24 protein-coding genes are annotated in these 23481 nt (G+C 67.6%); 10 read left to right on the top strand and 14 right to left on the bottom strand.

Annotated features, from left to right (window positions below):
- Positions 1-55: 55 nt before the first annotated feature.
- The gene (locus tag TSH58p_RS17280; protein WP_247873843.1) at positions 56-1984 is read right to left on the bottom strand and encodes an autotransporter assembly complex family protein; all 1929 of its coding nucleotides are present in this window, start codon (positions 1982-1984) and stop codon (positions 56-58) included.
- 271 nt (positions 1985-2255) lie between these two features.
- On the opposite strand from TSH58p_RS17280, the gene typA reads away from it, so the two are divergent.
- Both typA and TSH58p_RS17270 read left to right on the top strand, forming a co-directional pair.
- Complete coding sequence (typA, locus tag TSH58p_RS17275; RefSeq protein ID WP_109068245.1) at positions 2256-4082, top strand: translational GTPase TypA; 1827 nt, start codon at positions 2256-2258, stop codon at positions 4080-4082.
- 124 nt (positions 4083-4206) lie between these two features.
- Positions 4207-4683: an OsmC family protein gene (locus tag TSH58p_RS17270; protein ID WP_109068246.1), complete on the top strand. Its 477-nt coding sequence runs from the start codon at positions 4207-4209 to the stop codon at positions 4681-4683.
- Positions 4684-4718: 35 nt separating this feature from the next.
- Here TSH58p_RS17270 and TSH58p_RS17265 read toward each other — a convergent pair whose 3' ends face one another.
- The 3 genes from TSH58p_RS17265 to TSH58p_RS17255 all read right to left on the bottom strand — a co-directional run bounded on the left by TSH58p_RS17265 (position 4719) and on the right by TSH58p_RS17255 (position 5612).
- Positions 4719-4901, bottom strand: coding sequence for a hypothetical protein (locus TSH58p_RS17265; protein ID WP_109068247.1), 183 nt, complete (start codon positions 4899-4901; stop codon positions 4719-4721).
- Positions 4901-5077 carry a CsbD family protein gene (locus TSH58p_RS17260; protein ID WP_109068248.1) on the bottom strand — a complete coding sequence of 59 codons (177 nt, stop codon included), beginning with the start codon at positions 5075-5077 and terminating at the stop codon, positions 4901-4903. Before TSH58p_RS17260 ends, TSH58p_RS17265 begins: the two co-directional genes overlap by 1 nt.
- 121 nt (positions 5078-5198) lie before the next feature.
- Positions 5199-5612, bottom strand: a complete 414-nt coding sequence (locus TSH58p_RS17255; protein WP_109068249.1) for an HIT domain-containing protein — start codon at positions 5610-5612, stop codon at positions 5199-5201.
- Positions 5613-6052: 440 nt separating this feature from the next.
- On the opposite strand from TSH58p_RS17255, the gene TSH58p_RS17250 reads away from it, so the two are divergent.
- Entirely contained in the window at positions 6053-8662 is a 2610-nt protein-coding gene (locus tag TSH58p_RS17250; protein ID WP_109068250.1) for a glycosyltransferase family 2 protein, read from the top strand.
- A gap of 122 nt (positions 8663-8784) precedes the next feature.
- Here TSH58p_RS17250 and TSH58p_RS33145 read toward each other — a convergent pair whose 3' ends face one another.
- Positions 8785-9069, bottom strand: coding sequence for a hypothetical protein (locus TSH58p_RS33145; protein WP_146205819.1), 285 nt, complete (start codon positions 9067-9069; stop codon positions 8785-8787).
- Between the two features lie 300 nt (positions 9070-9369).
- On the opposite strand from TSH58p_RS33145, the gene TSH58p_RS17245 reads away from it, so the two are divergent.
- Both TSH58p_RS17245 and TSH58p_RS17240 read left to right on the top strand, forming a co-directional pair.
- On the top strand, positions 9370-10104 hold the full coding sequence (locus tag TSH58p_RS17245; RefSeq protein WP_247873844.1) for a Crp/Fnr family transcriptional regulator: 735 nt from the start codon (positions 9370-9372) through the stop codon (positions 10102-10104).
- Between the two features lie 233 nt (positions 10105-10337).
- On the top strand, positions 10338-10751 hold the full coding sequence (locus TSH58p_RS17240) for a response regulator (RefSeq protein ID WP_109068252.1): 414 nt from the start codon (positions 10338-10340) through the stop codon (positions 10749-10751).
- Between the two features lie 27 nt (positions 10752-10778).
- Here TSH58p_RS17240 and TSH58p_RS17235 read toward each other — a convergent pair whose 3' ends face one another.
- Positions 10779-11486: a Crp/Fnr family transcriptional regulator gene (locus tag TSH58p_RS17235; RefSeq protein ID WP_109068253.1), complete on the bottom strand. Its 708-nt coding sequence runs from the start codon at positions 11484-11486 to the stop codon at positions 10779-10781.
- Positions 11487-11676: 190 nt separating this feature from the next.
- On the opposite strand from TSH58p_RS17235, the gene TSH58p_RS17230 reads away from it, so the two are divergent.
- Positions 11677-12090, top strand: a complete 414-nt coding sequence (locus tag TSH58p_RS17230) for a hypothetical protein (RefSeq protein WP_109068254.1) — start codon at positions 11677-11679, stop codon at positions 12088-12090.
- On the opposite strand, the gene TSH58p_RS17225 is transcribed toward TSH58p_RS17230, so the two are convergent.
- Together TSH58p_RS17225 and TSH58p_RS17220 are read right to left on the bottom strand one after the other, a co-directional pair.
- Positions 12062-12601 (bottom strand): isoprenylcysteine carboxyl methyltransferase family protein, encoded by a 540-nt coding sequence (locus tag TSH58p_RS17225; RefSeq protein ID WP_109068255.1) that lies wholly within the window; start codon positions 12599-12601, stop codon positions 12062-12064. The two genes, TSH58p_RS17230 and TSH58p_RS17225, sit on opposite strands and share 29 nt — an antisense overlap.
- 11 nt (positions 12602-12612) lie before the next feature.
- A complete protein-coding gene (locus TSH58p_RS17220) occupies positions 12613-13662 on the bottom strand; it encodes a type III polyketide synthase (protein WP_109068256.1) in 1050 nt (349 codons plus the stop codon).
- Between the two features lie 166 nt (positions 13663-13828).
- Between TSH58p_RS17220 and TSH58p_RS17215 the strand changes: the two genes are divergently transcribed.
- The gene (locus tag TSH58p_RS17215; protein WP_109068257.1) at positions 13829-14554 is read left to right on the top strand and encodes a DUF502 domain-containing protein; all 726 of its coding nucleotides are present in this window, start codon (positions 13829-13831) and stop codon (positions 14552-14554) included.
- A gap of 54 nt (positions 14555-14608) precedes the next feature.
- Here the strand turns inward: TSH58p_RS17215 and TSH58p_RS17210 are convergent, their stop codons facing one another.
- The 6 genes from TSH58p_RS17210 to cobU form a co-directional block, all read right to left on the bottom strand.
- Positions 14609-15424 (bottom strand): hypothetical protein, encoded by an 816-nt coding sequence (locus TSH58p_RS17210; RefSeq protein WP_146205820.1) that lies wholly within the window; start codon positions 15422-15424, stop codon positions 14609-14611.
- Between the two features lie 438 nt (positions 15425-15862).
- Positions 15863-16021 carry a calcium-binding protein gene (locus TSH58p_RS17205; RefSeq protein WP_109068287.1) on the bottom strand — a complete coding sequence of 53 codons (159 nt, stop codon included), beginning with the start codon at positions 16019-16021 and terminating at the stop codon, positions 15863-15865.
- Between the two features lie 392 nt (positions 16022-16413).
- The gene (recG, locus tag TSH58p_RS17200; RefSeq protein WP_109068259.1) at positions 16414-18495 is read right to left on the bottom strand and encodes an ATP-dependent DNA helicase RecG; all 2082 of its coding nucleotides are present in this window, start codon (positions 18493-18495) and stop codon (positions 16414-16416) included.
- Between the two features lie 375 nt (positions 18496-18870).
- Positions 18871-20328 carry a cobyric acid synthase gene (locus TSH58p_RS17195; RefSeq protein ID WP_109068260.1) on the bottom strand — a complete coding sequence of 486 codons (1458 nt, stop codon included), beginning with the start codon at positions 20326-20328 and terminating at the stop codon, positions 18871-18873.
- A 3-nt stretch (positions 20329-20331) separates the two neighbouring features.
- Positions 20332-20958: a cob(I)yrinic acid a,c-diamide adenosyltransferase gene (cobO, locus tag TSH58p_RS17190; protein WP_109068261.1), complete on the bottom strand. Its 627-nt coding sequence runs from the start codon at positions 20956-20958 to the stop codon at positions 20332-20334.
- Positions 20955-21479, bottom strand: coding sequence for a bifunctional adenosylcobinamide kinase/adenosylcobinamide-phosphate guanylyltransferase (gene cobU / locus TSH58p_RS17185; protein WP_109068262.1), 525 nt, complete (start codon positions 21477-21479; stop codon positions 20955-20957). Before cobU ends, cobO begins: the two co-directional genes overlap by 4 nt.
- Positions 21480-21641: 162 nt before the next feature.
- Here cobU and TSH58p_RS17180 point away from each other — a divergent pair, with 162 nt between their 5' ends.
- The 3 genes from TSH58p_RS17180 to TSH58p_RS17170 all read left to right on the top strand — a co-directional run bounded on the left by TSH58p_RS17180 (position 21642) and on the right by TSH58p_RS17170 (position 23457).
- Positions 21642-22637: a PHB depolymerase family esterase gene (locus tag TSH58p_RS17180; protein ID WP_247873845.1), complete on the top strand. Its 996-nt coding sequence runs from the start codon at positions 21642-21644 to the stop codon at positions 22635-22637.
- 86 nt (positions 22638-22723) lie between these two features.
- Positions 22724-22999 (top strand): hypothetical protein, encoded by a 276-nt coding sequence (locus TSH58p_RS17175; RefSeq protein WP_109068263.1) that lies wholly within the window; start codon positions 22724-22726, stop codon positions 22997-22999.
- A 65-nt stretch (positions 23000-23064) separates the two neighbouring features.
- Positions 23065-23457: a hypothetical protein gene (locus tag TSH58p_RS17170; protein ID WP_109068264.1), complete on the top strand. Its 393-nt coding sequence runs from the start codon at positions 23065-23067 to the stop codon at positions 23455-23457.
- The last annotated feature ends 24 nt before the right edge of the window (positions 23458-23481 follow it).

The raw sequence follows: 23481 nt of genomic DNA, 5'->3' as shown, positions 1-23481 counted from the left end.
CATTCCAAGTGGCAAAAATGCGACCTGTTTTGGAATCACACGTTGAAGAATCGGATCAGAAAGCCTGACCCAGACTGAGATAGAGCTGCCACTTCGCGTCGCCGGAGTCGGCGTTCAGCGGGAAGGCGACGTCGGCCCGCAGCGGCCCGAAATCGGTGTAGTAGCGGGCGCCGATGCCCGCGCCGACCTTCAGAGGCTCCTTGAAGTCCGGAAAGGCGCTGTCGAAGACGGTGCCGGCGTCGACGAAGGGCACGATGCCGATGGTTTCCGTCACCTTGACGCGCAGCTCCAGCCCGGCTTCGAACAGCGACCGCCCGCCGGTCGGATCGCCGTAGATGTCGCGCGGACCGGCCTTCTGGAAGCCGTAGCCGCGCACCGACCCGCCGCCGCCCGCATAGAAGCGATGGTCCGGCGGGACCTGATCCAGCGAGGCTCCCACCGTGCTGCCGACGCCGATGCGCGCCGCCGCGACGTAACGCCCGTCGTCGGACAAATCGCGGTAGGCCGACGCGTTGATCTGGAAGCTGGTGAAGATCGAATCGGTGTCGCCGGCGTAGGGGAACCAGGGGGTGGCGAGCAGCGAGGCCCGGTAGCCCCTGGACGGATTCAGCAGATTGTCCGAGCCGTCCCAGGCGATGCCCAGCGGCACGCCGATGAAGCCGGTCTGGTACTCACGCAGATTGGAGCGCACCCGCCCGCGCTCCCCCGACACGCCGTAGGAGATCTTGAGCTGGTCGGTCACCTGCCGCTCCAGCGAGGCCGAGCCGATGGTGGCGACGCGGTCGTAAGCCGGCGGCTGCTCCGACGCGACCTGGAAATCCAGGATCAGCGACTGACGCGGCGCCAGGAAGTCGGGCTTGCGGAAGTTGGCGGACAGCCGGATGTCCGGCAGGTCCAGGCTGCCGCGCGGCCCCTGCGCGGCGCCGTTGTCGCCGCCGATTCGCCCGACCTCCACGCCGAGCCTCAGCCGCTCCGCCCCGCCGAACAGGTTGCGGTGGCCCCAATAGGCCGAGCCGCCCACCCCGTCCTCCGACGAATAGAAGGCGCTGGCCCCGATGAAGCGGTGCAGCTTCTCGGCCAGGGTGACGTCCACCGGCGTGACGCCGCCCGGCCCCGGCTCCTCGGCCAGCCGCACCCGCACCGTGTCGAACACGTCGAGCTGGGCGATCTGCTGGCGCGCCCGGTCGACCTTGGCCGGGCTGTAGATGTCGCCCTGCTTCCAGGGCAGGCGCCCGCGGATCAGCCCCTCGTCGACGCTGGCCAGCCCGTCGATCTTGGTGTCGCCGAACATCACCAGCGGGCCGGGATCGACCGAAAAGGTGACGTCCATGCTGTGGTCGTCGTGGTCGACCACCACCCGCCGCTCGGCGACGGTGGCGAAGGGATGGCCGCGGTCGGTCATCCGGCGCAGCAGCGCGGACTGGGCGTCCACCACCTGCGGCGCCCGCGCCCGCTCGCCCACCGGCAGGCCGATGTCGGCGGGCGTCACCTCCCCGCCCGGCAGCGGCGCGCTGTCGGTGGAGGCGATGGTGACGGTCTTGAAGCGGTAGGGTGTGCCGGGCGTCACCGCCACGGTCACCTTGGCCGGCGTCTGGGCCGGGTCCACCCGGATGTCCAGCACGGCGTCGTAGAAGCCGGCGGAGCGCAGCGCCGTCTGCAGGCGGTCGCGGTCGTTGTCGGCGCGACGCTCCAGCCCCAGCACCGACGGCGGCGGGTCGTCCTTCAGGCTGACCAGCGAGGAGCTGTCGCGCAGCAGGTCGCGCAGCTCGTCGTCCTCCATCCCGGTGAACTCCACCTCGTAGGGGATCTGCGGACCGGGGGCGTCGGGCGTCGGGTCGTCCTGCCCGGACCCGTCCCGCGCCGCGGGCGGCGGGGTGGCGTCCGGCGCAGGGTCCTGCGCGCGCAACGGGTCGCCCGGCACGGCGGCAAGCGCGCTGGACAGGAGAATGACGGCGAGGCAGGAAGCGGAAACGCGGCGGGTCATCACCGGACCATGTGGGATTCCGAGACGCAGACGCCAATGATTCGGTTGCCGTGACGCAAGGAAATTCCGCATAGGCGCTTTGGGCGAGTTTCCACCATCACGCCGCTTGCGTTATGAAGCCGGATCATTATATTGCGTCGCAACAGTTTCCCCGGCAGAACCCCCCGATCGATCTCGGAGGGTTTTTTTGTTGTGCGCGGCCGACGTGCCGCGGTGTCGGGGCGGCATTGCGCAACGGAAGCCCCAGAGCGGATTTAAGAGTCCCCGACACATGAATCTTCGTAACGTCGCCATCATCGCGCACGTCGACCACGGCAAGACGACCCTGGTCGATCAGCTCCTCAAGCAGGCCGGTTCGTTCCGCGAGAACCAGCAGGTCGCCGAACGCGCCATGGACTCCAACGATCTGGAGCGCGAGCGCGGCATCACCATCCTGGCCAAGTGCACGTCGGTCCTGTGGAACGACCTGCGCATCAACATCGTGGACACCCCCGGCCACGCCGATTTCGGCGGCGAGGTCGAGCGCATCCTCTCCATGGTGGACGGCGTGGTCCTGCTCTGCGACGCCGCCGAGGGGCCGCTGCCGCAGACCAAGTTCGTTCTGGGCAAGGCGCTGAAGCTGGGCCTGCGCCCCATCGTCGTCATCAACAAGGTGGACCGCCCCGACGGCCGTCCGCACGAGGTGCATGACGAGGTGTTCGACCTCTTCGCCTCGCTCGACGCCTCGAACGAGCAGCTCGACTTCCCGACCCTGTTCGCCTCGGGCCGCAACGGCTGGGCGACCACGGACCTGGAGAACGGCGCCCGCGAGACGCTGACCCCGCTGTTCGAGCTGATCCGCGACCACGTCCCGCCGCCCAAGGTGGAGGAGGATCTTCCCTTCACCATGCTGGCGACCACGCTGGAGGCGAACCCGTATCTGGGGCGCATCCTGACCGGCCGCATCCAGACCGGCAGCGTCAAGGTCAACATGGCCATCAAGTCGCTGAGCCGCGACGGCAAGCTGATCGAGAACGCCCGCGTCAGCAAGGTGCTGGCCTTCCGCGGCCTTGAGCGCGTTCCGGTGGACGAGGCGCACGCCGGCGACATCGTCGCCCTGGCCGGCCTGACCACCACCACCGTGGCCGACACCATCTGCGCGCCGGACGTGGCCGAGCCGCTAAACGCCCAGCCGATCGACCCGCCGACCCTGGCGATGACCTTCTCGGTCAACGACAGCCCGCTGGCCGGCCGCGAGGGCGACAAGGTCACCAGCCGCATGATCCGCGACCGCCTGTTCCGCGAGGCCGAAGGCAACGTGGCGTTGCGCATCTCCGACACCGAGGGCGGCGACGCCTTCGAGGTGGCCGGCCGCGGCGAACTGCAGCTCGGCATCCTGATCGAGACGATGCGCCGCGAGGGCTACGAACTGGCCATCAGCCGCCCGCGCGTGCTGTTCAAGACCGACCCGCTGAACGGTCAGCGCCTTGAGCCGATCGAAGAGGTCGTCGTCGACGTGGACGAGGAGTTCTCCGGCACCGTCGTGCAGAAGATGGCGGAGCGCAAGGCCGACCTCATCGAGATGCGCCCGTCGGGCGGCAACAAGACCCGCATCGTCTTCCACGCCCCGTCGCGCGGCCTGATCGGCTACCAGGGCGAGTTCCTGACCGACACCCGCGGCACCGGCATCATGAACCGGCTCTTCCACGGCTATGCTCCCTACAAGGGCACCATCGCCGGCCGGCGCACCGGCGTGCTGATCTCCAACGCCGACGGCACCGCGGTCGCCTACGCGCTGTGGAACCTGGAGGATCGCGGCCCGATGCTGATCGATCCGGGCGTTCCGGTCTATCAGGGCATGATCATCGGTGAGCACACCCGCGGCAACGACCTCGAGGTCAACGTCATCAAGGGCAAGCAGCTCACCAACATCCGCACCACCAGCAAGGACGAGGCGGTCCGCCTGACCCCGCCGATCCAGATGACGCTGGAGCGCGCCCTGTCCTACATCGGCGACGACGAGCTGGTGGAGGTGACGCCGAAGTCCATCCGTCTGCGCAAGCGCTACCTCGACCCGAACGAGCGCAAGCGCCACGCCCGCGCCGCCGAAGCCAGCTGAGGCTGACGGGCAAGGCAGCGTTGAGATCGCGGGAGGGCTTCGGCCCTCCCGTTTTTTTTGGCCCGCTTTCTTTTCAGGACCGGTGTCCGCGGTTACCCTCCCGGAAAAGCACTCGGAGGGACCAATGTCAGGGCGCGAACACCAGTATGGCACGACGGTCACCTGGACGGGCAACCAGGGAACCGGAACCTCGGGCTACAAGGCCTACAGCCGCGATCTTGAGATCGCCGCGCCCGGCAAGCCGCCGATCCCCGGTTCGTCCGACCCGGCCTTCCGCGGCGATCCCGCCCGCTACAATCCCGAAGACATGCTCGTGGCATCGCTCTCGGCCTGCCACATGCTGTGGTACCTGCATCTGTGCGCCGTGAACGGGGTCACCGTGACCGCCTACACGGACGAGGCTTCCGGCACGATGGCCGAGGAGTCCCACGGCGGCGGGCGCTTCACCGATGTCGTCCTGCGCCCCCAGGTCACCCTGGCCCCCGGCAGCGATTCCGCAAAGGCCGTGGCGCTGCACCACGAGGCCCACGAGAAGTGCTTCATCGCCAATTCGGTGAACTTTCCGGTGCGGGTCGAGGCGCGGATCAGCGTCGGATCATAAAGAAAAACCCCCTTCCGGATGGAAGGGGGCGATTCCTAGTCCCTCAAGCTTTTCTTCTTGATGTCGGGCTTCTCGCCCAGCTCATCGAACTTCTCCTGGACGGGCTTGTCGGGGTCGCCCGAGGCCTGGCCGGTTTCCTCGATGAGCTTGTCCTCGATCCGCTGCGCGGCGTCGGACGGGGCATCGTCCTTGCGATGCCCCCGCTCCTCCGCGCCCATCACTTGTCGCCGCGCAGGATGTCCTTCACCTTGCCGACGACCTTGTCCATCTTGCCCTCGGCCTTGTCGGCGCGGCCTTCGTCCTTCAGCTCCTGATTGCCGGTCAGATCGCCGGTCTGCTTCTTGATCTCGCCCTTGAGTTCCTTGCCGGCACCGGTGATGCGATCGGTGTTCATGGTGCCATCTCCTTTGATCGGTGAATGTTTCAGGGAGCATAAACAGGGCGGCACGGGAAACGTCACGCCCTGGCTTGCCCGCAAAGGGAGTGGGGACCGTCGCGTTCGGCGCCGTTGCGCCTCACTTTTGGTCCAACCCCTCCCCGATCGTTCGGATCAGGCTGTCCCGCTCCTCCGGGCTGTAGCGCTCCGCGAAGCCCGATCCCCACACCGGCCCCGGCCACGCCGGGTCCGTCCTGGAGCGGGCGATGACATGGATATGAAGCTGCGGGACCAGATTGCCCAAGGCCCCGACATTGATCTTGTCCGGGGCGAACAGGGTTTCCAGCGTGCGCGAGGCCAGGGCGATCTCGTCCACCAGACGGTGCCGGTCCTCTTGGGACAGCTGGTGGATTTCCGTAAGGTCCGGCCGGGCCGGAACCAGGATCAGCCACGGCCACACCCGGTTGTCCATCAGCAGGACGCGGCACAGCGGCCATTCGGCGATCAGGGCGGTATCGGCCTGCAAACGGTCGTGGAGATGGAACATCGTCATGGGGTTCCGTGTCTTCCCTTCGCTGTCTTCCCTTGGGCCCGTAAGGTTTTCCTTGCGGCGTCGGGGGAAGAAAGCGCGCATCGGATGCGTTCGTCCAGTGGGGATTGCCGCTTCCGCAGGGCTGGGGCATCCGCCCGTGGGAGTGGGACTGGTTGCGGGACTAGGAAAAATGTATAAACTGCCGCACGATCTTTATTCGGTCCGGTGATGGTCCGGTCGGTGGCGTTCGGTCCTCCGGCTTATGCGGATCGCGCGGCGGAATTTGGACGTGTCCTGCAACCAGGGTGTGGGTACGGGTGTTCGGTCCGAAGGCGGTGTCGGGGCGGCGAGTCCCCCTGCGCGCCGACCCGGTTGAACCCCTTCGCTGAATTGAAAGATGCCCGGCCGGGGCGGACAGAGCCAGGACGGCCGGCAGACGTTTGGGATAAAGAAAGACGGTCATGCGCAAGTCGGCGATCGCGGCTCTTCTTCTCGTGATCCTGGGCAACATCGGGGTCTGGGCGCTGTGGAACCGCCCGGTCGCCGAACGGTCCTGGGGCGGCGCCATCAGCGGCGTCGGCTACACGCCCTTCCACCCGGACAAGAGCCCGTCCAAGGGCGACAAGGCCTCGGCGGAGGACATCGAGAAGGACATGAAGGCCCTGGAGGGGTCGGTCAAGGGCGTGCGCATCTACTCCACCACCGACGGGTCGGAGCAGACGGCGCCCATCGCCCGCAAGTACGGGATTCCGATCACCGCGGGCGCCTGGATCGCCGGCAAGCCGGAGATCGACGAGCCGGAGATCAACGGCCTGATCAAGCTGGCGCGCGACAACAACAACGTCCGCCGCGTCCTGGTCGGCAACGAGGCGATCCTGCGCGCCGACGTCACCGTCCCGCAGGCCATCGAATACATCAAGCGCGTGAAGAAGAAGGTCAACGTCCCGGTCTCCACCGCGGAGCCGTGGCACGTCTGGCTGGAGCATCCGGAACTGGCCGACGCCGTGGACTTCCTGGCCGTCCACCTGCTGCCCTATTGGGAAGGCGTGCCCGCCGACCAGTCGGTCGATTACGCCATGTTCCGCTACAACGAGTTGAAGACCAAGTTCCCGAACAAGCACATCCTGATCTCGGAAATCGGCTGGCCGGCGGACGGCCCGTGGCGCCGCGGCGCCGAGGCGAGCCAGGTCAACCAGGCCAAGTTCATCCGCACCTTCCTGAACGTCGCGGCGCAGAACAAGCTCGACTACTTCATCATGGAGGCCTTCGACCAGCCCTGGAAGCGGGAGATCGAAGGCACCGCCGGCACCAGCTGGGGCCTGTGGGACGCGTGGCGCAAGCCGAAGTTCCCGATGATCGGCGAGGTGACGGAGCTGCGGAACTGGCCGCTGCTGTGCGGCATCTCCATTGCCGTGGGCTTCCTGCCGCTCGTCTTCTTCCTGTGGCGCCGCGGCGGCGACCTGAAGTTCGGCGGGCAGGTCTTCTACGGCGCGATGATCCAGGGCGTGTCCTCGGTGCTGGTCTTCACCTTCACCGCGGCCAGCGTCGCCGGCCTCGCCACCACCACGGAAATCGCCTGGGGGATCCTTGTCTTCTGCCAGCTCGTCCTGCTCGCCGTCATGCTGATCGACGGGCTTGAGCTGACCGAGGTGGTCTGGCAGGACCGCTTCAAGCGCAAGTTCCAGCCCTGCTCGGCCGCGCCCCTGCCCAACGCGCCGAAGGTGTCCATCCATGTGCCCTGCTACAACGAGCCGCCGCACATGGTCATGGAGACGCTGGACGCGCTCGCCCGGTTGGACTACCCGAACTACGAGGTCCTGCTGCTCGACAACAACACCAAGGACCCGGCGGTGTGGCGCCCGGTCGAGGAGTACTGTCGCAAGCTGGGCCCGAAGTTCCGCTTCTTCCACCTGGACAACTGGCCGGGCTTCAAGGCCGGCGCGCTGAATTTCGGCCTCGCCCAGACGGCGCCGGACGCCCAGCACATCGCGGTCATCGACAGCGACTATCAGGTCCATCCCGACTGGCTGAAGGCGACGATCCCGCATTTCGACCGGCCGGAGGTCGGCTTCGTGCAGTCGCCGCAGGACTATCGCGACTGGAGCCACGATCTGTTCCAGCGGATGATCAACTGGGAGTACGCCGGCTTCTTCCACATCGGCATGATCCAGCGCAACGAGCGCAATGCGATCATTCAGCACGGCACGATGACCATCATCCGCAAGTCGGCGCTGGAGGAGGTCGGCCGCTGGGGCGAGTGGTGCATCACCGAGGACGCCGACCTCGGCCTGCGCCTGTTCGAGCACAAGTACGAAGCCGTCTACATGCCGGAGAGCTACGGCAAGGGCCTCGTCCCCGACAGCTTCTCCGCCTACAAGACGCAGCGCTTCCGCTGGGCCTACGGCGCGGTGCAGATCCTCAAGCACCACTGGCGCGACCTGCTGCCGGGCGGCCCGCGCCTGACCGCCGGGCAGAAGTATCACTTCATCACCGGCTGGCTGCCCTGGTTCGCCGACGCCGCGCACATGATCTTCGGCATCGCCGGCATCATCTGGTCGCTCGGGCTGCTCGCCTTCCCGAAGTATTTCGAGTTTCCGCCCAGCGTCTTCATGATCCCGACGCTCAGCGTCTTCGCCTTCAAGGTCGGCGCCTCGCTGTGGCTGTACGAGGCGCGGGTGAAGTGCGGCTTCTGGGACAAGGTGGGGGCGGCCATCGCCGGCATGGCGCTGACCCACACGGTGGGCCGCGCCATGTGGCTGGGCATGTTCACCTCGGGCCGCCCCTTCGTCCGCACGCCGAAGTGCGAGAACCAGCCGGCGCTGATGCAGGCCTTCCTGATGGCGCGGGAGGAGATCGCGCTTCTGCTGGGCCTGTGGGGCGCCGCTCTGGCCATCGTGCTGGTGTTCGGCCACGAGAACCGCGACGCCTTCATGTGGTCGGGCCTGCTGGTGGTGCAGTCGCTGCCCTACCTGTCGGCCTTCATCACCGCGCTGATCAACGCCTTCCCGAACATCGGGCTGGGCAAGCAGCGCCCGCAGCCCACGGAAACCGCCGGGGCCGGGGCGGACTGACCGCCCCCCGCCCGCCGGTTCGCCGGCCCCAATCGCAAACACGAAGAGAGCCCCGCCGGATTGGCGGGGCTCTCTTCATATCGTCCGGCTCATATCGTCCGGCCGGCTTCCGCTGCGCCTCGTCAGTCCTGGGAACCGCCGTCGGCCAACTGCCCCACCCCGAGATGCGCCGACGCCGGATGGGTGGCGTTCACCTGGATCATCAGGCGTTCGACGATCTGCAGCGCCAAGCGGTGCAGATTTGGGTCCTCACCCTTCGGGTCGCGATTTTGATGGGCGGCGGCGGCGTCTTCGAGCGCGGCATGCGCTTCTTCGAGCCGTAACACGCCGCGTTCCACCAATGCGAGCATAAGGGATTCACAAATCGAGAGGGCAGCCAGTCCCGCCGCATCCCGCTCCGCCGCCATGCCGCCCCCCGCACTGATCTGTTACCACCGCCGGCCGTTCAAAACCCCATACGGCCAATGCCACCAACAGTTTTGTATATGATCCCTCACCTGTCCGGTCGAGAAAATCTAACCCCCATTAACCTATGTTATAGATGGTTTTATCGTTTGGCTTAATCGTTCGAGGCCGCCCGGAATTGGGCTGGCAGTGGCACTCGCTTCGGGGCCATAACAATTGGACGATCAAAGGCTGGAAGAGAAATGACCCGCGCCCAGGCCAACATACCGTCATCTCCACTGGGGCGCAAGATTACCAGTTACATGAGCCTGACAGACGAGGAGAAGAGTTTCCTCAACGAATTGGAGCGAAATGTTACCCGGCACGGCGCGCGATCCGATCTTCTCCAGCAGGGCGAACGCTACGGTTGCGTGCGCGTGATGCGCAAAGGCTGGGCGATCCGTCACAAGGCACTTCCCGACGGGCGGCGGCAGGTCGTCAATTTTGTCCTGCCCGGCGACATCATCGGCTTTTACTGCAACCTGTTCGAGACGGCCGACCATGGCGTCACCACCCTGACTCCTGCGGAGGTCGCCAACTTCCAGCCGGAACGCATCATCGAACTGTTCAAGCTCTTCCCCCGTCTGGCCGCCGCCCTCGCCTGGTCGGGCGCCAAGGAGGAGGCGATCATCGCCGAACGCCTGCTCAGCGTCGGGCGCCGCACCGCGCTGGAGCGCACCGCCCACCTGATCGTGGAGCTGCTGCGGCGGCTGAGCATCGTCGGGCTGGTCGAGGAGGGACGCTTCACCCTGCCGGTCACCCAGGAGATCCTGGCCGACGCGCTGGGGCTCAGCATCGTTCACATCAACCGGACGCTCCGCCGGCTGCGCGACATCGGGCTGATCGATCTGGCCGGCCAGCAGATCACGGTCCACGACGTCAAGCAGCTCGCCTCCGTCGGCCAGTTCGACGAGCTGTACCTGCACCTGATCAAGGCGCCCAAACATCTGGAGCACGCGCTGGACGCCAAATCCGACCGCAAGCGCGCGGGGGACTGACCGGATCATCGGTTTCCCTGCGATATCCTCGTCCGATTAACCTATGACAATGCGGTGGCGCGCCGTCCGATATAGAATCTAAATTGCCTGCTCAGATAACTGGGCGGGCAGACCACCGAACGGACGGCGGCCACCCCGAGACGGCTTTCCCAAACAGACCGGACGGAGGGGATCGGGCAGCCGGCATCGCCGTCCTGCTGTTCACTGGTCCCCCGTTGTTCATTGGATAATGCATGACCGACGCCCCCCTCGCCGGCCGATCCACCAGCTCCGGTACACTGACGGTCGCCCTCATGGAGGACGACATGGTGCTGTGCCTGTGCATGGAAACCTTGTTCGAGGATTGGGGAATGCTGCTGGTCAGCGCCCCGACCCCCGCCGCGCTCCTGGACGCGCTGAACGGCGGGGCGCTCCCCGACATCCTGGTCGCCGACTATCATCTTGGACGGCACGGCAAAGCGCCGGAATCGGTCAGGGCGGTCCTGGCGGAGATCAGTCCGGATCTCCCCGTCATCATCACCACTGGTGACGAATCCGCGGCCACCAAGGCGGAAATCCGCGACGCCGGCTGGCATTTCCTCCCCAAGCCCTACGATCCCGAATCGCTGCGCGCCCTGATCCTGACCGTCCTGGGACGCTCGGACTGACCGGCCGTCTCCGGCGCCGGCCGATCATCAGACGCCGGCCCGGACATCCTCCACCAGAGCTTCGAGCCGGCGCAGGTCACGGACGACCAGCGCGTCGGCCCGCCGCTCGACCAGCCCGTCGCGGGCGAGATCGTTCAACACCCGGGCGACCGTCTCACGGGCCGTGCTGACCCGGCTGGCGATGTCGGCATGGACGGGGATCGGAGCGATCACGGCCGATTGCCCCTCCACCCGCCCCCGCTTGGCGAGCCGCAGCAGTTCGGCGTGAACGCGGTTGTTGGCACCCAGCGTGGACAGTTCCATCACACGGTCGGTGGCGATGCGGACGACCCGGCACAGCCGCCTCATCACCGCCATGGCCAGTTCCGGATGGCCGGACACCAGATCCTGGAAGGGCCGGGGCGCCAGGAAGGCGATCAGGGTCCCGTCCGCCAGCGCCGCCGCGGAGGCCGAGCGGGGAAGCCCGTCGATGGCGGCCATCTCGCCCAGGAAGCCGCCGGCCTCGATGTCGTCGAAGCTGATCTCGCGGCCCGCCGGGGAATGGCTCAGCACCCGCACCCTCCCCTCGACCACCAGCACGACGTCCCGCGAATCCCCCTGATGGTCGATGATCTGCTCGCCCGCGTGGAAGCGGCGCCAGCGGCACTGGCGCGCCACGGCGGCGCGCTCCTCCACGGACAGCGGGCTCAGCAGCGTGATTCCATCCAGCCGGGACGGTCCAGCGTCGGCGGGCACGATGTCTCCTTGGTTGGTCGGCAGCGGTTGGTCGGCAGCTTCTTTGGTCGACGGCCTCAAGCCATGGGGCGGAGCATAGCCGCGCCTGCGCAAAGGTGGAACCGCCTCCCTCCAACGGGTGTCGCTAACGTCCCGTTAACCCTGAAAGCGGCAGAACGGACGGGACGCGCCCACCGGAATTGAGAGAGCCATGTCGTTCCAACTGCCCTCCGGCCCCGTTCCCCGCAGCCTGATTCCCAACGCCGGCCGCGTGGATTCGCAGCGCCTGCTGTCGGTCGTCGCCATCCCCTTCGCCGCGGCCATCGCCATGGCGACCGCCGTGGCGGCCATGGGCGGCGTGACCGACCCCATCGCCGAGGCCGGCGGGCCGATGTACTTCGTCCTGAACTTCGTGAAGTTCTGCTATCTGGCGGTCTCGATGGCCCATCTGTCCGGTGCCCTGGCGGAGCGCGCCAACGGCGGCCTGCCCGCCGGCCTGTGGCTGGACGAGATGGACCGCTCGGAGCCGGAGCCCCGCGAGTCCTTCTGGCACGCCTTCCCGAACCACCTCGACGGGGCGGCCATCGCCGGCTGCGTCACGATGCTGTGCTTCCTGCTGACCTGAGCGCGCGCCGTCCGGACAGCGCGCCATCCTCGACACGGATGCGGTGCAGGGTCAGCGGCACGTTCAGCAGCGTGGCCAGCACCGCGATCCACCACGCCCCGAAGACCAGGGGCAGCACGGCCAGTTCGCCCGCCACGACCAGATAGTTGGGGTGGCGGACCCAGCGGAACGGCCCGCGCCGGACCAGCGGGGCGCCGGGCAAGGTGACGATGCGGGTGGTCCAGAACCGCCCCAGCGTGGCGATCACCCAGACCCGCCCGGCCTGCAACAGCACGAACAGAGCGAGCAGCCAGCCGTTGATCGGCGCGTCCGCCGGGACGACGGCGAACAGCAGCGCCAGCCAGCCGGCGTGCAGCCCGACGAACAGCGGGTAATGGGCGGCCCCGACCTCCTGCGCGCCCTCGGCCAGCAGGCGGCGCGTGTTGCGTTGCGCGACGACGAGTTCGCCCAGACGCTGGGCGGCGACCAGCAGCAGGATGACGTGGGGCCAGCCCAGCGGCAGCGTCTCCATTCCAAGCGCTCCTAGAGGTCGATCTGGGCCAGGGCGGCGGTGAAGCCGGGGCCGAGCGCGGTCATCAGGTGGGGGCCGCGGGCGCCGGAGGCGATTCGCCGCTCCAGCACGAACATCACGCTGGCCGCCGACATGTTGCCGCAGCGGCGCAGCACCGCCCAGGCGTCGTCCAGACCGGCGGACACCGGGGCGCAGACCTCCTCCAGCGCGTGCAGCACCTTGGCGCCGCCGGGGTGGACGATCAGCCCGGCGAGATCGCCGCGGGCCAGCCGCCGCCGCTCCAGGAAGCCGTCGAGAACCGGCTCCAGCCGGTTGCGGATCAGGGTCGGGATGCTCTGGCTGAAGATCACGCCGAGCCCGTCATCCTCGACCCGCCAGCCCATCACGTCCTGCGTGCCCGGCCAGGTGTGCTCCGCCCCATCGACAAGGCGCGGTCCCTCCCCCTCCCCATCGGCGCGCAGCACCGCCGCGGCGGCACCGTCCGCGAACAGGGCGCTGGCGACGACGTTGGTCGGGGTCGCCTCCGCCGCGCGGAAGGCCAGCGTGCAAAGCTCCACCACCAGGAACAGCACCGTCCGCCCCGCCATCGCCTGGGCGATCTGCCCGGCGCGGGTCAGCCCCAGCACGCCGCCGGCGCAGCCCAGCCCGAACAGCGGCAGCCGCACCGTGTCGGGACGGAAGCCCATGCGCTCCAGCAGCAGCGCTTCCAGGCTGGGGGTGGCGATGCCGGTGGTCGAGGCGCAGACGATGGCGTCCACGTCCTGCGGCCCCAAACCGGCGCGGATCAGCGCCTGCCCCGCCGCCTCTTCCAGCAACGCGAGGGCGCCGTCGCGGAAGGCGGCGGTGCGCTCGGGCCAGCCGTGCGGCTCGCTGTACCAGTCGATCGGCATGATGGCGTGGCGCGTCTCGATGCCGGTGTTGGCGAAGACCGGCACCAGCCGCTCGAAATCGCGCATCCGCGGCGCGAAGACGGCCCGTGCGACGCCGAGCGCCTCCTCCTGGCTGAGGCAATGGGGCGGCAGGGCCGTGGCGAGCGAGAGGACGCGGGGGGGATGGGTCATCCTCAGCGATGTGATGCGCGCAGGGGTGGCGGACCAGCCCCCCGGAGGGAGTTCCTTCGCTTTCTCCCCCACGACTCTTTCCCGTCCCCCGATACGTCGATGTGGATTGAGCAGGAGCCATGTCCTGTATCACTATATCGGGCATCGGATTTTCGGGGGTGGGGCGGTGGATCGGAACGAGCAGGACAGCCAGAACGCGGCGGACGAGAGCACGTCCCACCGGCCCGCCGGCATCGGGCTGATGGGGCGGCTGCGCGCCTATTTCCTGGCGGGTGTTCTGGTGACGGCGCCGATCGCGGTCACGGTCTATCTCGGCTGGTGGCTGCTGGCCTTCATCGACGGGCATGTCCGTCCGCTGATCCCCTCCGCCTACAATCCCGAAAACTACCTGCCCTTCTCGATTCCCGGCATCGGGGTGCTGACGCTGATCATCGTGCTGACCCTGATCGGCGCCTTCGCCGCCGGCTATGTCGGGCGGCTGGTGGTGCGCATCGGCGAGGGCGTGGTGGAGCGCATGCCGGTTGTCCGCTCCGTCTACGGGGCGGTGAAGCAGATCGTCGAGACGGTGCTCGCCAAGAAGTCCAAGGCCTTCCGCGAGGTGGTGCTGGTGGAGTTCCCGCGCAATGGCATATGGTCGCTGGGCTTCATCACCGGCGCCGCCCACCCGGAGATTCAGAAGATCTCCGAGGAGGAGATGGTGCACGTCTTCATCCCCTGCGCCCCGCCGACCGCCGGCTATCTGGCAATCCTGCCGCGGCGCGAGGTGACCGTTCTGGACATGACGGTGGAGGACGGGCTGAAGCTGGTGATGTCCGGCGGCATCGTCACCCCGCCCGACCGCAAGCCCCCGCCGCAGCTTCACAAGCTGGATCGGGAGCGCAAAAGCGCCTGACGGTCACCAGCGCCCTCAACCCGCTCAGTAGCTCACACGGATGCCTTCACGGTATTACTGAACGGATTTCGCGTCCTCGAAGGCACCAACTCCGCCCTTCTGCATCGCTTCCCACGCCGCCATGACCTCTTCGCGCAATTGAACCCGCTGGCCCATCACCGGAGCGTCCGTCCTGGCTTGGGATGCAGGAAGGGAGATCGAGGGAAACAACGAATCGTCCGACGTGAATTCACGGTCCTGCGCAACCGTATGGGTGGATGGCTGCCCCGTCCGCTCGGCAATCAGAGAAGCCGCATCACGCTCTCCGAGAGAGCGAAGGGCCTTGTCGATGGACGACAGGTCAACCCCGGCATCCTTCAACTTATAAGCCGCATCGGCTTCCTTGCGTGTGTACGCCATCCGCGAATCGGCGGGCTGCGTGATGCTGAAGCCCTGGAAGGGATCCAGAATCATACGCTGGTTACCGGATTGAGCAAGCAACAGCGCCGGGTTGGTGCCCTGCGCCATCAGTGAGGTCGATATCTCCCCATACTGCTCTGACGCTCCCTGACCACGCTGATCCAGCAGGGACAGCTTTCCCATAAGCTCCTCTCGCTTTGCGCTGGTCGCGCTGAGAGCCTTTCTGAAATCATCCGACGTGGTGTCGTCGCTGGAGAAAAGCCCCGCATTATCATTGTGAGCCATGCGAAACGTCGCCGAGTACGCCGTGAGACGGGACTCTTTAAGCCGCTGTTTGAGCGCATTATGGACGTCTTCGCCGGTCAGCTTGCCGCTGTCGACCAACGACGACAACTGCGTCCGTGTTTCGGCAGACAGCGCATTGAACGCGGTCAAAGACTCATCACGCAGAGAAGAGGCCAGAGGGCTCAACGACACACTGTCCGCAATCCCTCCGGTGGTCCCACCGATCGCCCGCCCTGTTCCGCCTCCTGACGCCGACGAAGCGGACGGAGACGGAGACGGAACGGAAGACGATGTGCGTTGGATTGATCCGCCCAGTTGTGAGGAGACATCGGAAATGCTCATCGCCGGATTCCTCGCCAGTTAGGAAAAGGGACATTGCGCTAATTATAAACAATAGGATCATGAAGACACCAGTTACACGCAAAACCACATACATATGCCTTAATAAATTCAGGACACATTTTGCCAAAATCAAACATTGATCAACGCCCAGCCGACAAGGCTCTTTGAATTTCTCACGCGACCTGCGTACAAGCGTTGATCAATATTGCCAATGTTCAATTACTATCTTCCAATAATTACTCAGGCGAACAGGCTGTTCCATGACGAGTGCGCGAGAGCGCCTCAGCCGCCATCAGCGTAATCGTTTCCATCATCGGCGTAGATCCAGTCATCTCCGCCGCCGCCGTATATTTCGTCGTTTCCTTGAAGGCCAACAATACTATCCTCCCCGGCGGTTCCAGGCAGATAATCCGCGCCCGCCGCTCCAATAATAACAGCCATGGCGAACTCATTCAATTTATGATTACATTAATGATGACTCATTATTATCCGACATGGAAACAATTTCCAAGGGAAAAACGCCAAAGTGCACCAAACATTAGTTATCTAATCATTAGACACGGAAATAAATTATTTGAATATTTGCGTATGTATCGCATTTCGTTGAAGGAGTGTAGACGAGAATTTCTCCTGCCGACTTGGCAGTGGTGATGCATTGAAAGAGAGGCACTCTTTGGAGACTCGGCGACGGGCAGGCTCACGCGAAAAAGCGCGCGCACGTCAGGCTTGAGAAGCTTGCTGGAGAACAGACTTGAGGCGCCGATCAAGATTTTGATCGGACCAAGAAAAATCAATGGTTTGCGCCTATGAAAACGGGGTCTTGATCTGCGCTCCTACCCCGACCGCAGCGTCTTTGCCGCAGCGTCCCGTTCGAACAGATACAACAAAGTCCGCAGCGCCTGACCGCGTTCGCCGGACAGGTCCGGATCGCGGTCCACGATCAGCTTCGCGTCGTCACGGGCGGCGGCCAGCAGGTCGCCGTGCACCGCCAGATCGGCCATGCGGAACTCCGGCAGGCCGGACTGACGGGTGCCCAGCACCTCACCCGCGCCGCGCAGCCGCAAATCCTCCTCGGCGATGACGAAGCCGTCCTCGGTGTCGCGCATCGTCTTCAGGCGGGCGCGCGCCGTCTCCGTCAGTTGCGGGTCGAACATCAGCAGACAAGACGACGGCTTCTCGCCGCGCCCCACCCGGCCGCGGAGCTGGTGAAGCTGGGCGAGGCCGAAGCGCTCGGCGTGCTCGATCACCATGACGGTGGCTTCGGGCACGTTCACGCCGACCTCGATGACCGTGGTGGCGACCAGCACGTCCAGGTTCCCGGCCTGGAAGGCGGCCATCACCGCGTCCTTGTCCGGCCCGCGCATCTTGCCGTGGACCAGCCCCACCCGGTCGCCGAAGGTGGCGCGCAGGAAGGCGTGGCGCTCCGTCGCGGCGGCGAGGTCGGTCTGTTCCGATTCGTCCACCAGCGGGCAGACCCAATAGACCCGCGCGCCCTCCTGCACCTTGCGGTGGATGCCGTGGACCACCTCCTCCAGCCGGTCGAGCGCGATGGTCACGGTCTGGATCGGCTTGCGCCCCGCCGGCTTCTCGGTCAGGCGCGACACGTCCATGTCGCCGTAGGCGGTCAGGGTCAGCGTGCGCGGGATCGGCGTCGCCGTCATCACCAGCACGTCCACCGCCCGCCCCTTGGCGGAGAGCTGGAGCCGCTGGTGGACGCCGAAGCGGTGCTGCTCGTCGATCACCGCCAGCGCAAGGTCCTTGAACGCGACGTCCTCCTGGAACAGCGCGTGGGTGCCGACCAGCAGCGGCAGCTCGCCCGAGGCCAGCCGGTCCAGCACGGCCTGCCGCGCCTTGCCCTTGTCGCGCCCGGTCAGCAGGGCGAGGTCCACCCCCGCCGCCTTGCACAGCGGGGCGAGGCTCTCGGCGTGCTGGCGGGCCAGGATCTCGGTGGGCGCCATCAGGGCGGCCTGATGACCGGCCTCCACCGCGTTCAGCATGGCCATCAGCGCGACCACCGTCTTGCCGCTGCCGACGTCGCCCTGGAGCAGGCGCAGCATCCGCCGCTCCGCCGCCATGTCCTCGTAGATTTCCTCCAGGGAGCCGGCCTGGGAGCTGGTCAGCGAGAAGGGCAGCGCCGCAGCCACCTTGGCGCGCAGCCGCCCGTCGCCCTGGATGACGCGGCCCGACAGGCGGCGCTGCTGCATGCGGACCAGAGTCAGGGCAAGCTGGTTCGACAGCAGCTCGTCATAGGCCAGCCTGCGGCGGATCGGGTTGGTCGGGGCGAGGTCGGCCTCGTCCTCCGGCGTGTGGGCGCGGCGGATCGACTCATGCCAGGTCGGCCAGCCGTTGCGGGCGCGCCACGCGGCGTCCTGCCATTCCGGAAGCTCCGGCACGTCGTTCAGCATGGCGCGCACGGCCTTGCGCAGTGTCTTGGCCGGAAGTCCGGCGGTCATCGGATAGACCGGCTCCACCGCCTCGATCTCGTCCTTCGAGTCCAGCGGGACCACGGCGTCGGGGTGGGTGATCTGCGGCGTGTCGTGGAACCACTCCACCTTGCCGGACACCACCACCGTCGCGCCGACCGGCATCTGCCGTTCCAGCCAATCGCCCTTCACATGGAAATAGATCAGCTCCAGCACGCCCGTCTCGTCGGTGCAGCGCACCTTGTAGGGATGGCGGGAATTGTGCGGGGCCGCGTGCGAATCGATGCGCACCGTCATGGTGGCGATCCGCCCGTTCGGCGCCTCGGCGATCTTCGGGGCGTAGCGGCGGTCGATGACGCCGGACGGCAGGTGCCACAGCAGGTCCACGACCTGCGGACCGGCCAGCTTTTCGACGAGCTTGCCCAGCCGGGGACCGAGGCCGGGGAGCGCCGTCACCGGGCGGAACAGGGGGAAGAGAACGACAGGACGCACGGGGATGGGGTCTCGGCAGGGGGAGCTATGGGGCCTGTGGCACCCATTCAAGCCCGCCGAGGGGGCTCCGCGTCAAGCGCGGCGGTTTCCGAAGATGGCCGGGGGGAGAAAAGAAGACGGCGGTGTGCAAGGGTTTGGGGGGAAGCCTAGGCGGGGGACGCCGATCCAAGGCAAAAACCCAATGCACACCGCCGCAAGAAACGATCCGAGGGTATGCGGGAACATTCCGGATCGTGTGTGGCCGGCGGCGGGAACCGCCGGTGGATGACTCGCCAGTAATCAAACGTCGTCAATGACTGAAGTTGTAGCGTCGCCCGCCTGACCCCAGCGTTGCGGGATCATGAAATCGGTTTCATGAATCGCCGCCCCTTCCCTTCACCGCGCCGCGGCCAGCAGGGCGTCGATGTCCACATGCTCCTCCAGCCGGGCGGCGATGGCGTCGAGCGCCTGTTCGACCGTCGCCGCGTAGGAGCGGCCGGAGGCCTCGGCCCCCAGCCCGGTCAGGAAGGCGGCGCGGAAGCCGTCCGCTCCGAACAGGCCGTGCAGGTAGCACCCCATCACCCGCCCGTCGGCGGACACCGCGCCGTCCGTCCGCCCGCCGGCCAGGGTCAGCATGGGGCGGGCGCGGTCCGGCCCCTCGGTGCGGCCCATGTGCATCTCGTAGCCGGCGACCGCGGTTCTCGTCGCGGTGTCGACGCCGGTCGCCTCCTCCAGCACCTTCGGCCCCTTCAGGACGGTGTCCACGTCCAGCAGCCCCAGCCCCTCGGCCTCGCCCGGCGGCCCCTCGATGCCGTCCGGGTCGGCGATGCGCCGCCCGAGCATCTGGTAGCCGCCGCAGATGCCCAGCACCCGCCCGCCGCGACGGCGGTGCGCCGCCAAGTCGATGTCCCAGCCCTGGGCGCGCAGCACCGCCAGATCGGCGATGGTCGCCTTGCTGCCCGGCAGGATGACCAGATCGGCGTCGCCCTGCAGCGGCTGGCCGCGCGGCACCATGGACAGGGCGACGTCCGGCTCCTGGGCCAGCGGGTCGACGTCGTCGAAGTTGGCGATGCGCGACAGCATCGGCACGGCGACGCGCAGCCGCCCCCCGGAACGGGTCTTCCAGGTGTCCAGCGCCACCGCGTCCTCCGCCGGCAGCAGGGCGGCGTCGGCCAGCCAGGGCACGACGCCGAAGCTCCGCCAGCCCGTGCGCTCCGCGATGACCGACAGGCCGCCGTCGAACAGCCGCACGTCGCCGCGGAACTTGTTGATGAGAAATCCGGCGACCAGCGCCCGCTCCTCCGGCGGGATCAGGGCGTGGGTGCCGACGAGGCTGGCGATCACCCCGCCGCGGTCGATGTCGCCCACCAGCACCACCGGCACGCCCGCCGCGGTGGCGAAGCCCATGTTGGCGATGTCTCCGGCCCGCAGATTGACCTCGGCCGGGCTGCCCGCCCCCTCGACCACCACCACGTCCGCCTCGGCCTTCAGCCGCGCGAAGCTGTCGAGCACGGTGGGGAGCAGCCGTCCCTTGCGCGACTGGTAATCGCCGGCCCGCGCCGTTCCCTCGACGACGCCGCGCACCACAACCTGGGACCCGATGTCCGACTGCGGCTTCAGCAGCACCGGGTTCATGTGGACGGACGGCGCCACCCCGCAGGCCCGCGCCTGGAGCGCCTGGGCGCGCCCGATCTCGCCGCCGTCGGCGGTGACCGCGGCGTTGTTGGACATGTTCTGCGGCTTGAAGGGCCGCACGGTCAGGCCGCGGCGGACCAGCGCCCGGCACAGCCCGGCCACCAGCAGCGACTTGCCGACATCGGAGCCGGTGCCCTGAAGCATGATCGCGCGCGGCATGGCTCAGAACTCGATGCCCGGCTGGGCCTTGATGCCCGCCTGGAAGGGATGCTTGACCAGGGTCATCTCGGTCACCAGATCGGCGGCCTCGATCAGCTCCGGCTTGGCGGTGCGGCCGGTGACCAGCACATGCAGCCCCTCGCGCCGCCCGGTCAGCACGGGAAGCACCTCCTCCACCGGCAGGTAGCCCATGCGCAGCACGATGTTCAGCTCGTCGAGCACGACGAGGCTGTATTTCGGGTCGGCCATCAGTTCCTGCGCCTTGGCCCAGGCGGCCTTGGCGGCGGCGATGTCGCGCTCGCGGTCCTGGGTCTCCCAGGTGAAGCCCTCGCCCATCGTGTAAAAGTCCACGAGGTCGTCGAAGCGCTCCAGCGCCACCGTCTCGCCGGTGGACCAGGCGCCCTTGACGAACTGCACCACCCCCACCCGCATGCCGTGCCCGGCGGCGCGCAGGATCAGGCCGAAGGCGGCGGTGGACTTGCCCTTGCCGTTGCCGGTGTTGACCATCAGCAGGCCCTTCTCCTGCGTCTTGCTGGCCATCACCCGGTCGTGCAGCGCCTTGCGCCGCTTCATCTTCTCGGCGTGGCGTTCGTTCTGGTCGGCATCGTTCCGGTCGGCGTCTTCGGTCATGGCGTCTCTCCCTTCAGCAGCAGCGGCAGCCCGGCGGCGACGAAGGCCACCCGCCGGGCCACGGCGGCGATGTCCTGGTGCAGCCGCCCCGCATGGTCGCGGAAGCGGCGGGCCAGCGCGTTGTCCGGCACGATCCCCAGCCCCACCTCGTTGGAAACCAGCACCACCCGCCCCTCCACCGCCGCCAGAGCGGCCAGCAGATCGGCGGAACGGGCGGGCACGTCGGCCTCCGCCATCATCAGGTTGGACAGCCACAGCGTCAGGCAGTCGACCAGCACGGTCGTCCCGGCGCCGGCGTGGCGGCGCAGCGCGCCGGGCAGGTCGAGCGGCTCCTCCACCGTGGTCCAGCCGGGGCCGCGGTCCTCCTTGTGGCGGGCGACTCGGTCGGCCATCTCGGCGTCCCAGACCTGGGCGGTGGCGATGTAGACCCGCGGGCCGGGCGATGCGGTGACCAGCCCCTCGGCGTAGCGGCTCTTGCCGGAGCGGGCGCCGCCCAGAACCAGGGTGATGTCGGTGCTCATGACGGTCGGGCCACCTGGAGGCTTGTCGGACGGGCGCTGGCGGAACCGGATGGTTAGCGCAGTTGGCGGCCCGGCGCAAACCGCCATGGCGGTTGTCCTCCGCCACCTCCGTCCCGTACCATCCGCCGCCTTGCCTCCCGAACGAACCCGGAGCCGCCGACCGTGACCGACACCAACCGGCCCCGCCCGGCCCTGGCCCGCGCCGCAGCCTTCCTCCGGCGCCTCGCCGGCAAGCTGTTCCGCCGCGGCACGCCCGTCCCTCCGCCCCCGCCGAGACCGGTGCCGGTGGCGGAGCCGATGGGCTCCGGGGTCTTCACCGGCGACTCCGGCTCGCTCGCCTACCGCCTGTTCGTGCCGAAGGGCGCTGCGGTGGGACCGCGCCCGCTGCTGGTCATGCTGCACGGCTGCACCCAGTCTGCGGAGGACTTCGCCGTCGGAACCCGCATGAACCGGCTGGCCGAGGAATCCGGCTGCCTCGTCCTCTATCCGGAGCAGACCCCCGCGGCGAACGACAAGAAGTGCTGGAACTGGTTCAACCCCGACCACCAGCGCCGCGACCGCGGCGAACCGGCGCTGATCGCCGGAGCCACCCGGCAGGTCGTGGCGGAGCAAGGGGCCGACCCGCAGCGCGTCTACGTCGCCGGGATTTCGGCGGGCGGCTCCGCCGCGATGGTCCTGGCGACCACCCACCCGGACCTGTTCGCCGCGGTGGGCGTCCATTCCGGCCTGCCCTACGGTTCGGCGAGCGGCGTGCCCTCCGCCCTGCTGGCGATGAAGGCCGGGTCCTCGACCGGCCAGCGCCCGGCGGCGGGGGCTCCGGTGGTTCCCGCCATCGTGTTCCACGGCGACGCGGACAAGGTCGTGCATCCCCGCAACGGCGATCATGTGATGGCCCAGGCCACCGCCAACGCGGAGGGCCTGAGCGCCGAGACCGAGGACGGACAGGCGCCCGGCGGACGCCGCTACAGCCGCACCATCCACAAGGACCCTGACGGCAGAGCGCTGTTCGAACAATGGACCGTCCAAGGCAGCGGCCACGCCTGGTCCGGCGGCAGCCCGGACGGCACCTACACCGACCCGCAGGGACCGGACGCCGCCCGGGAGATGCTGCGCTTCTTCCTGTCCCACCGGCACCCCGCGATGCCGGAACGCGCGTGAGTCCGCGGTTACCACTTTTGCACAACCGAATTCGTGCCGCCCGTGCCATAAACTGCTTCAGCACCCACCAGTCCACCGAACCCGCCATGCGCGTCACCGCACCCCGCCTCGCTGCCCTCGGCGCCCTCGCGCTGTGCCTGTCGGTGTCGCCGACGGTCCAGGCCGCCAACGTCTCCGCCGGGCAGGCCGAGGCGAAGGAGGCCGCCAAGTCGCTGGGCAATTGCACGCCGGCCAAGGTGGAGGTGATGAGCTACGTCACCGGCCGCTCCGGCCAGACGGTGTTCAAGGTGGGCTGCACGGAGGACAAGGACACCTTCGTGCTGGTGCAGTGCCGATCGCGAATCTGCACGCTGCTGCGCTGATTCATGGCTTCTTAATGAGGTTTGCCTGGAATCGGACTCGAACACGGGATGGGGTGCAAGAGGTGATGAGGCTCGCTCGGTCAATCGCGGTGATGGCGCTGGCGGCCCTTCCTCTGGGCGCCTGCAGCGGGCCGATGATGGTCGCCAGCGTCGGCGCCGATCTCGCCTCCGTCACCAGCACCAAGAAGACGCTCGGCGATCATCTGGTGTCCGCGGCGACCGGGCGCGATTGCTCATCCGTTTCCTTCTCGGAAACCGGTCATTATTGCCCGGAGAAGGTCTACGTCGACCGTTCCCGCCTCTATTGCTACAAGACTCTGGCCGATGTGGATTGCCACCACATCCCCGACCCCCACCGCAACGGCCACACGGCCCTGGCGAGCCCGCCGCCGGACATCCGGCCGGAACCGCGTCAGCCGGGCTGGATCGAACGGATGATGACCGCGGCGGAGCAATAAGCCGGGCGGCGCAAACCTCCGCGC

The organism is Azospirillum sp. TSH58, from assembly GCF_003119115.1.
Classification (GTDB): domain Bacteria; phylum Pseudomonadota; class Alphaproteobacteria; order Azospirillales; family Azospirillaceae; genus Azospirillum.
Note: the sequence above shows the minus strand (reverse complement) of the source record. Positions and strands in the feature narration are given on the sequence as shown.

Coding starts and splice junctions, on each gene's coding strand:
- TSH58p_RS17280 (WP_247873843.1), bottom strand. CDS start 1,984: ATGACCCGCCGCGTTTCCGCTTCCTGCCTCGCCGTCATTCTCCTGTCC.
- typA (WP_109068245.1), top strand. CDS start 2,256: ATGAATCTTCGTAACGTCGCCATCATCGCGCACGTCGACCACGGCAAG.
- TSH58p_RS17270 (WP_109068246.1), top strand. CDS start 4,207: ATGTCAGGGCGCGAACACCAGTATGGCACGACGGTCACCTGGACGGGC.
- TSH58p_RS17265 (WP_109068247.1), bottom strand. CDS start 4,901: ATGGGCGCGGAGGAGCGGGGGCATCGCAAGGACGATGCCCCGTCCGAC.
- TSH58p_RS17260 (WP_109068248.1), bottom strand. CDS start 5,077: ATGAACACCGATCGCATCACCGGTGCCGGCAAGGAACTCAAGGGCGAG.
- TSH58p_RS17255 (WP_109068249.1), bottom strand. CDS start 5,612: ATGACGATGTTCCATCTCCACGACCGTTTGCAGGCCGATACCGCCCTG.
- TSH58p_RS17250 (WP_109068250.1), top strand. CDS start 6,053: ATGCGCAAGTCGGCGATCGCGGCTCTTCTTCTCGTGATCCTGGGCAAC.
- TSH58p_RS33145 (WP_146205819.1), bottom strand. CDS start 9,069: ATGGCGGCGGAGCGGGATGCGGCGGGACTGGCTGCCCTCTCGATTTGT.
- TSH58p_RS17245 (WP_247873844.1), top strand. CDS start 9,370: ATGAGCCTGACAGACGAGGAGAAGAGTTTCCTCAACGAATTGGAGCGA.
- TSH58p_RS17240 (WP_109068252.1), top strand. CDS start 10,338: ATGACCGACGCCCCCCTCGCCGGCCGATCCACCAGCTCCGGTACACTG.
- TSH58p_RS17230 (WP_109068254.1), top strand. CDS start 11,677: ATGTCGTTCCAACTGCCCTCCGGCCCCGTTCCCCGCAGCCTGATTCCC.
- TSH58p_RS17225 (WP_109068255.1), bottom strand. CDS start 12,601: ATGGAGACGCTGCCGCTGGGCTGGCCCCACGTCATCCTGCTGCTGGTC.
- TSH58p_RS17220 (WP_109068256.1), bottom strand. CDS start 13,662: ATGACCCATCCCCCCCGCGTCCTCTCGCTCGCCACGGCCCTGCCGCCC.
- TSH58p_RS17205 (WP_109068287.1), bottom strand. CDS start 16,021: ATGGCTGTTATTATTGGAGCGGCGGGCGCGGATTATCTGCCTGGAACC.
- TSH58p_RS17195 (WP_109068260.1), bottom strand. CDS start 20,328: ATGCCGCGCGCGATCATGCTTCAGGGCACCGGCTCCGATGTCGGCAAG.
- cobO (WP_109068261.1), bottom strand. CDS start 20,958: ATGACCGAAGACGCCGACCGGAACGATGCCGACCAGAACGAACGCCAC.
- cobU (WP_109068262.1), bottom strand. CDS start 21,479: ATGAGCACCGACATCACCCTGGTTCTGGGCGGCGCCCGCTCCGGCAAG.
- TSH58p_RS17175 (WP_109068263.1), top strand. CDS start 22,724: ATGCGCGTCACCGCACCCCGCCTCGCTGCCCTCGGCGCCCTCGCGCTG.
- TSH58p_RS17170 (WP_109068264.1), top strand. CDS start 23,065: ATGAGGCTCGCTCGGTCAATCGCGGTGATGGCGCTGGCGGCCCTTCCT.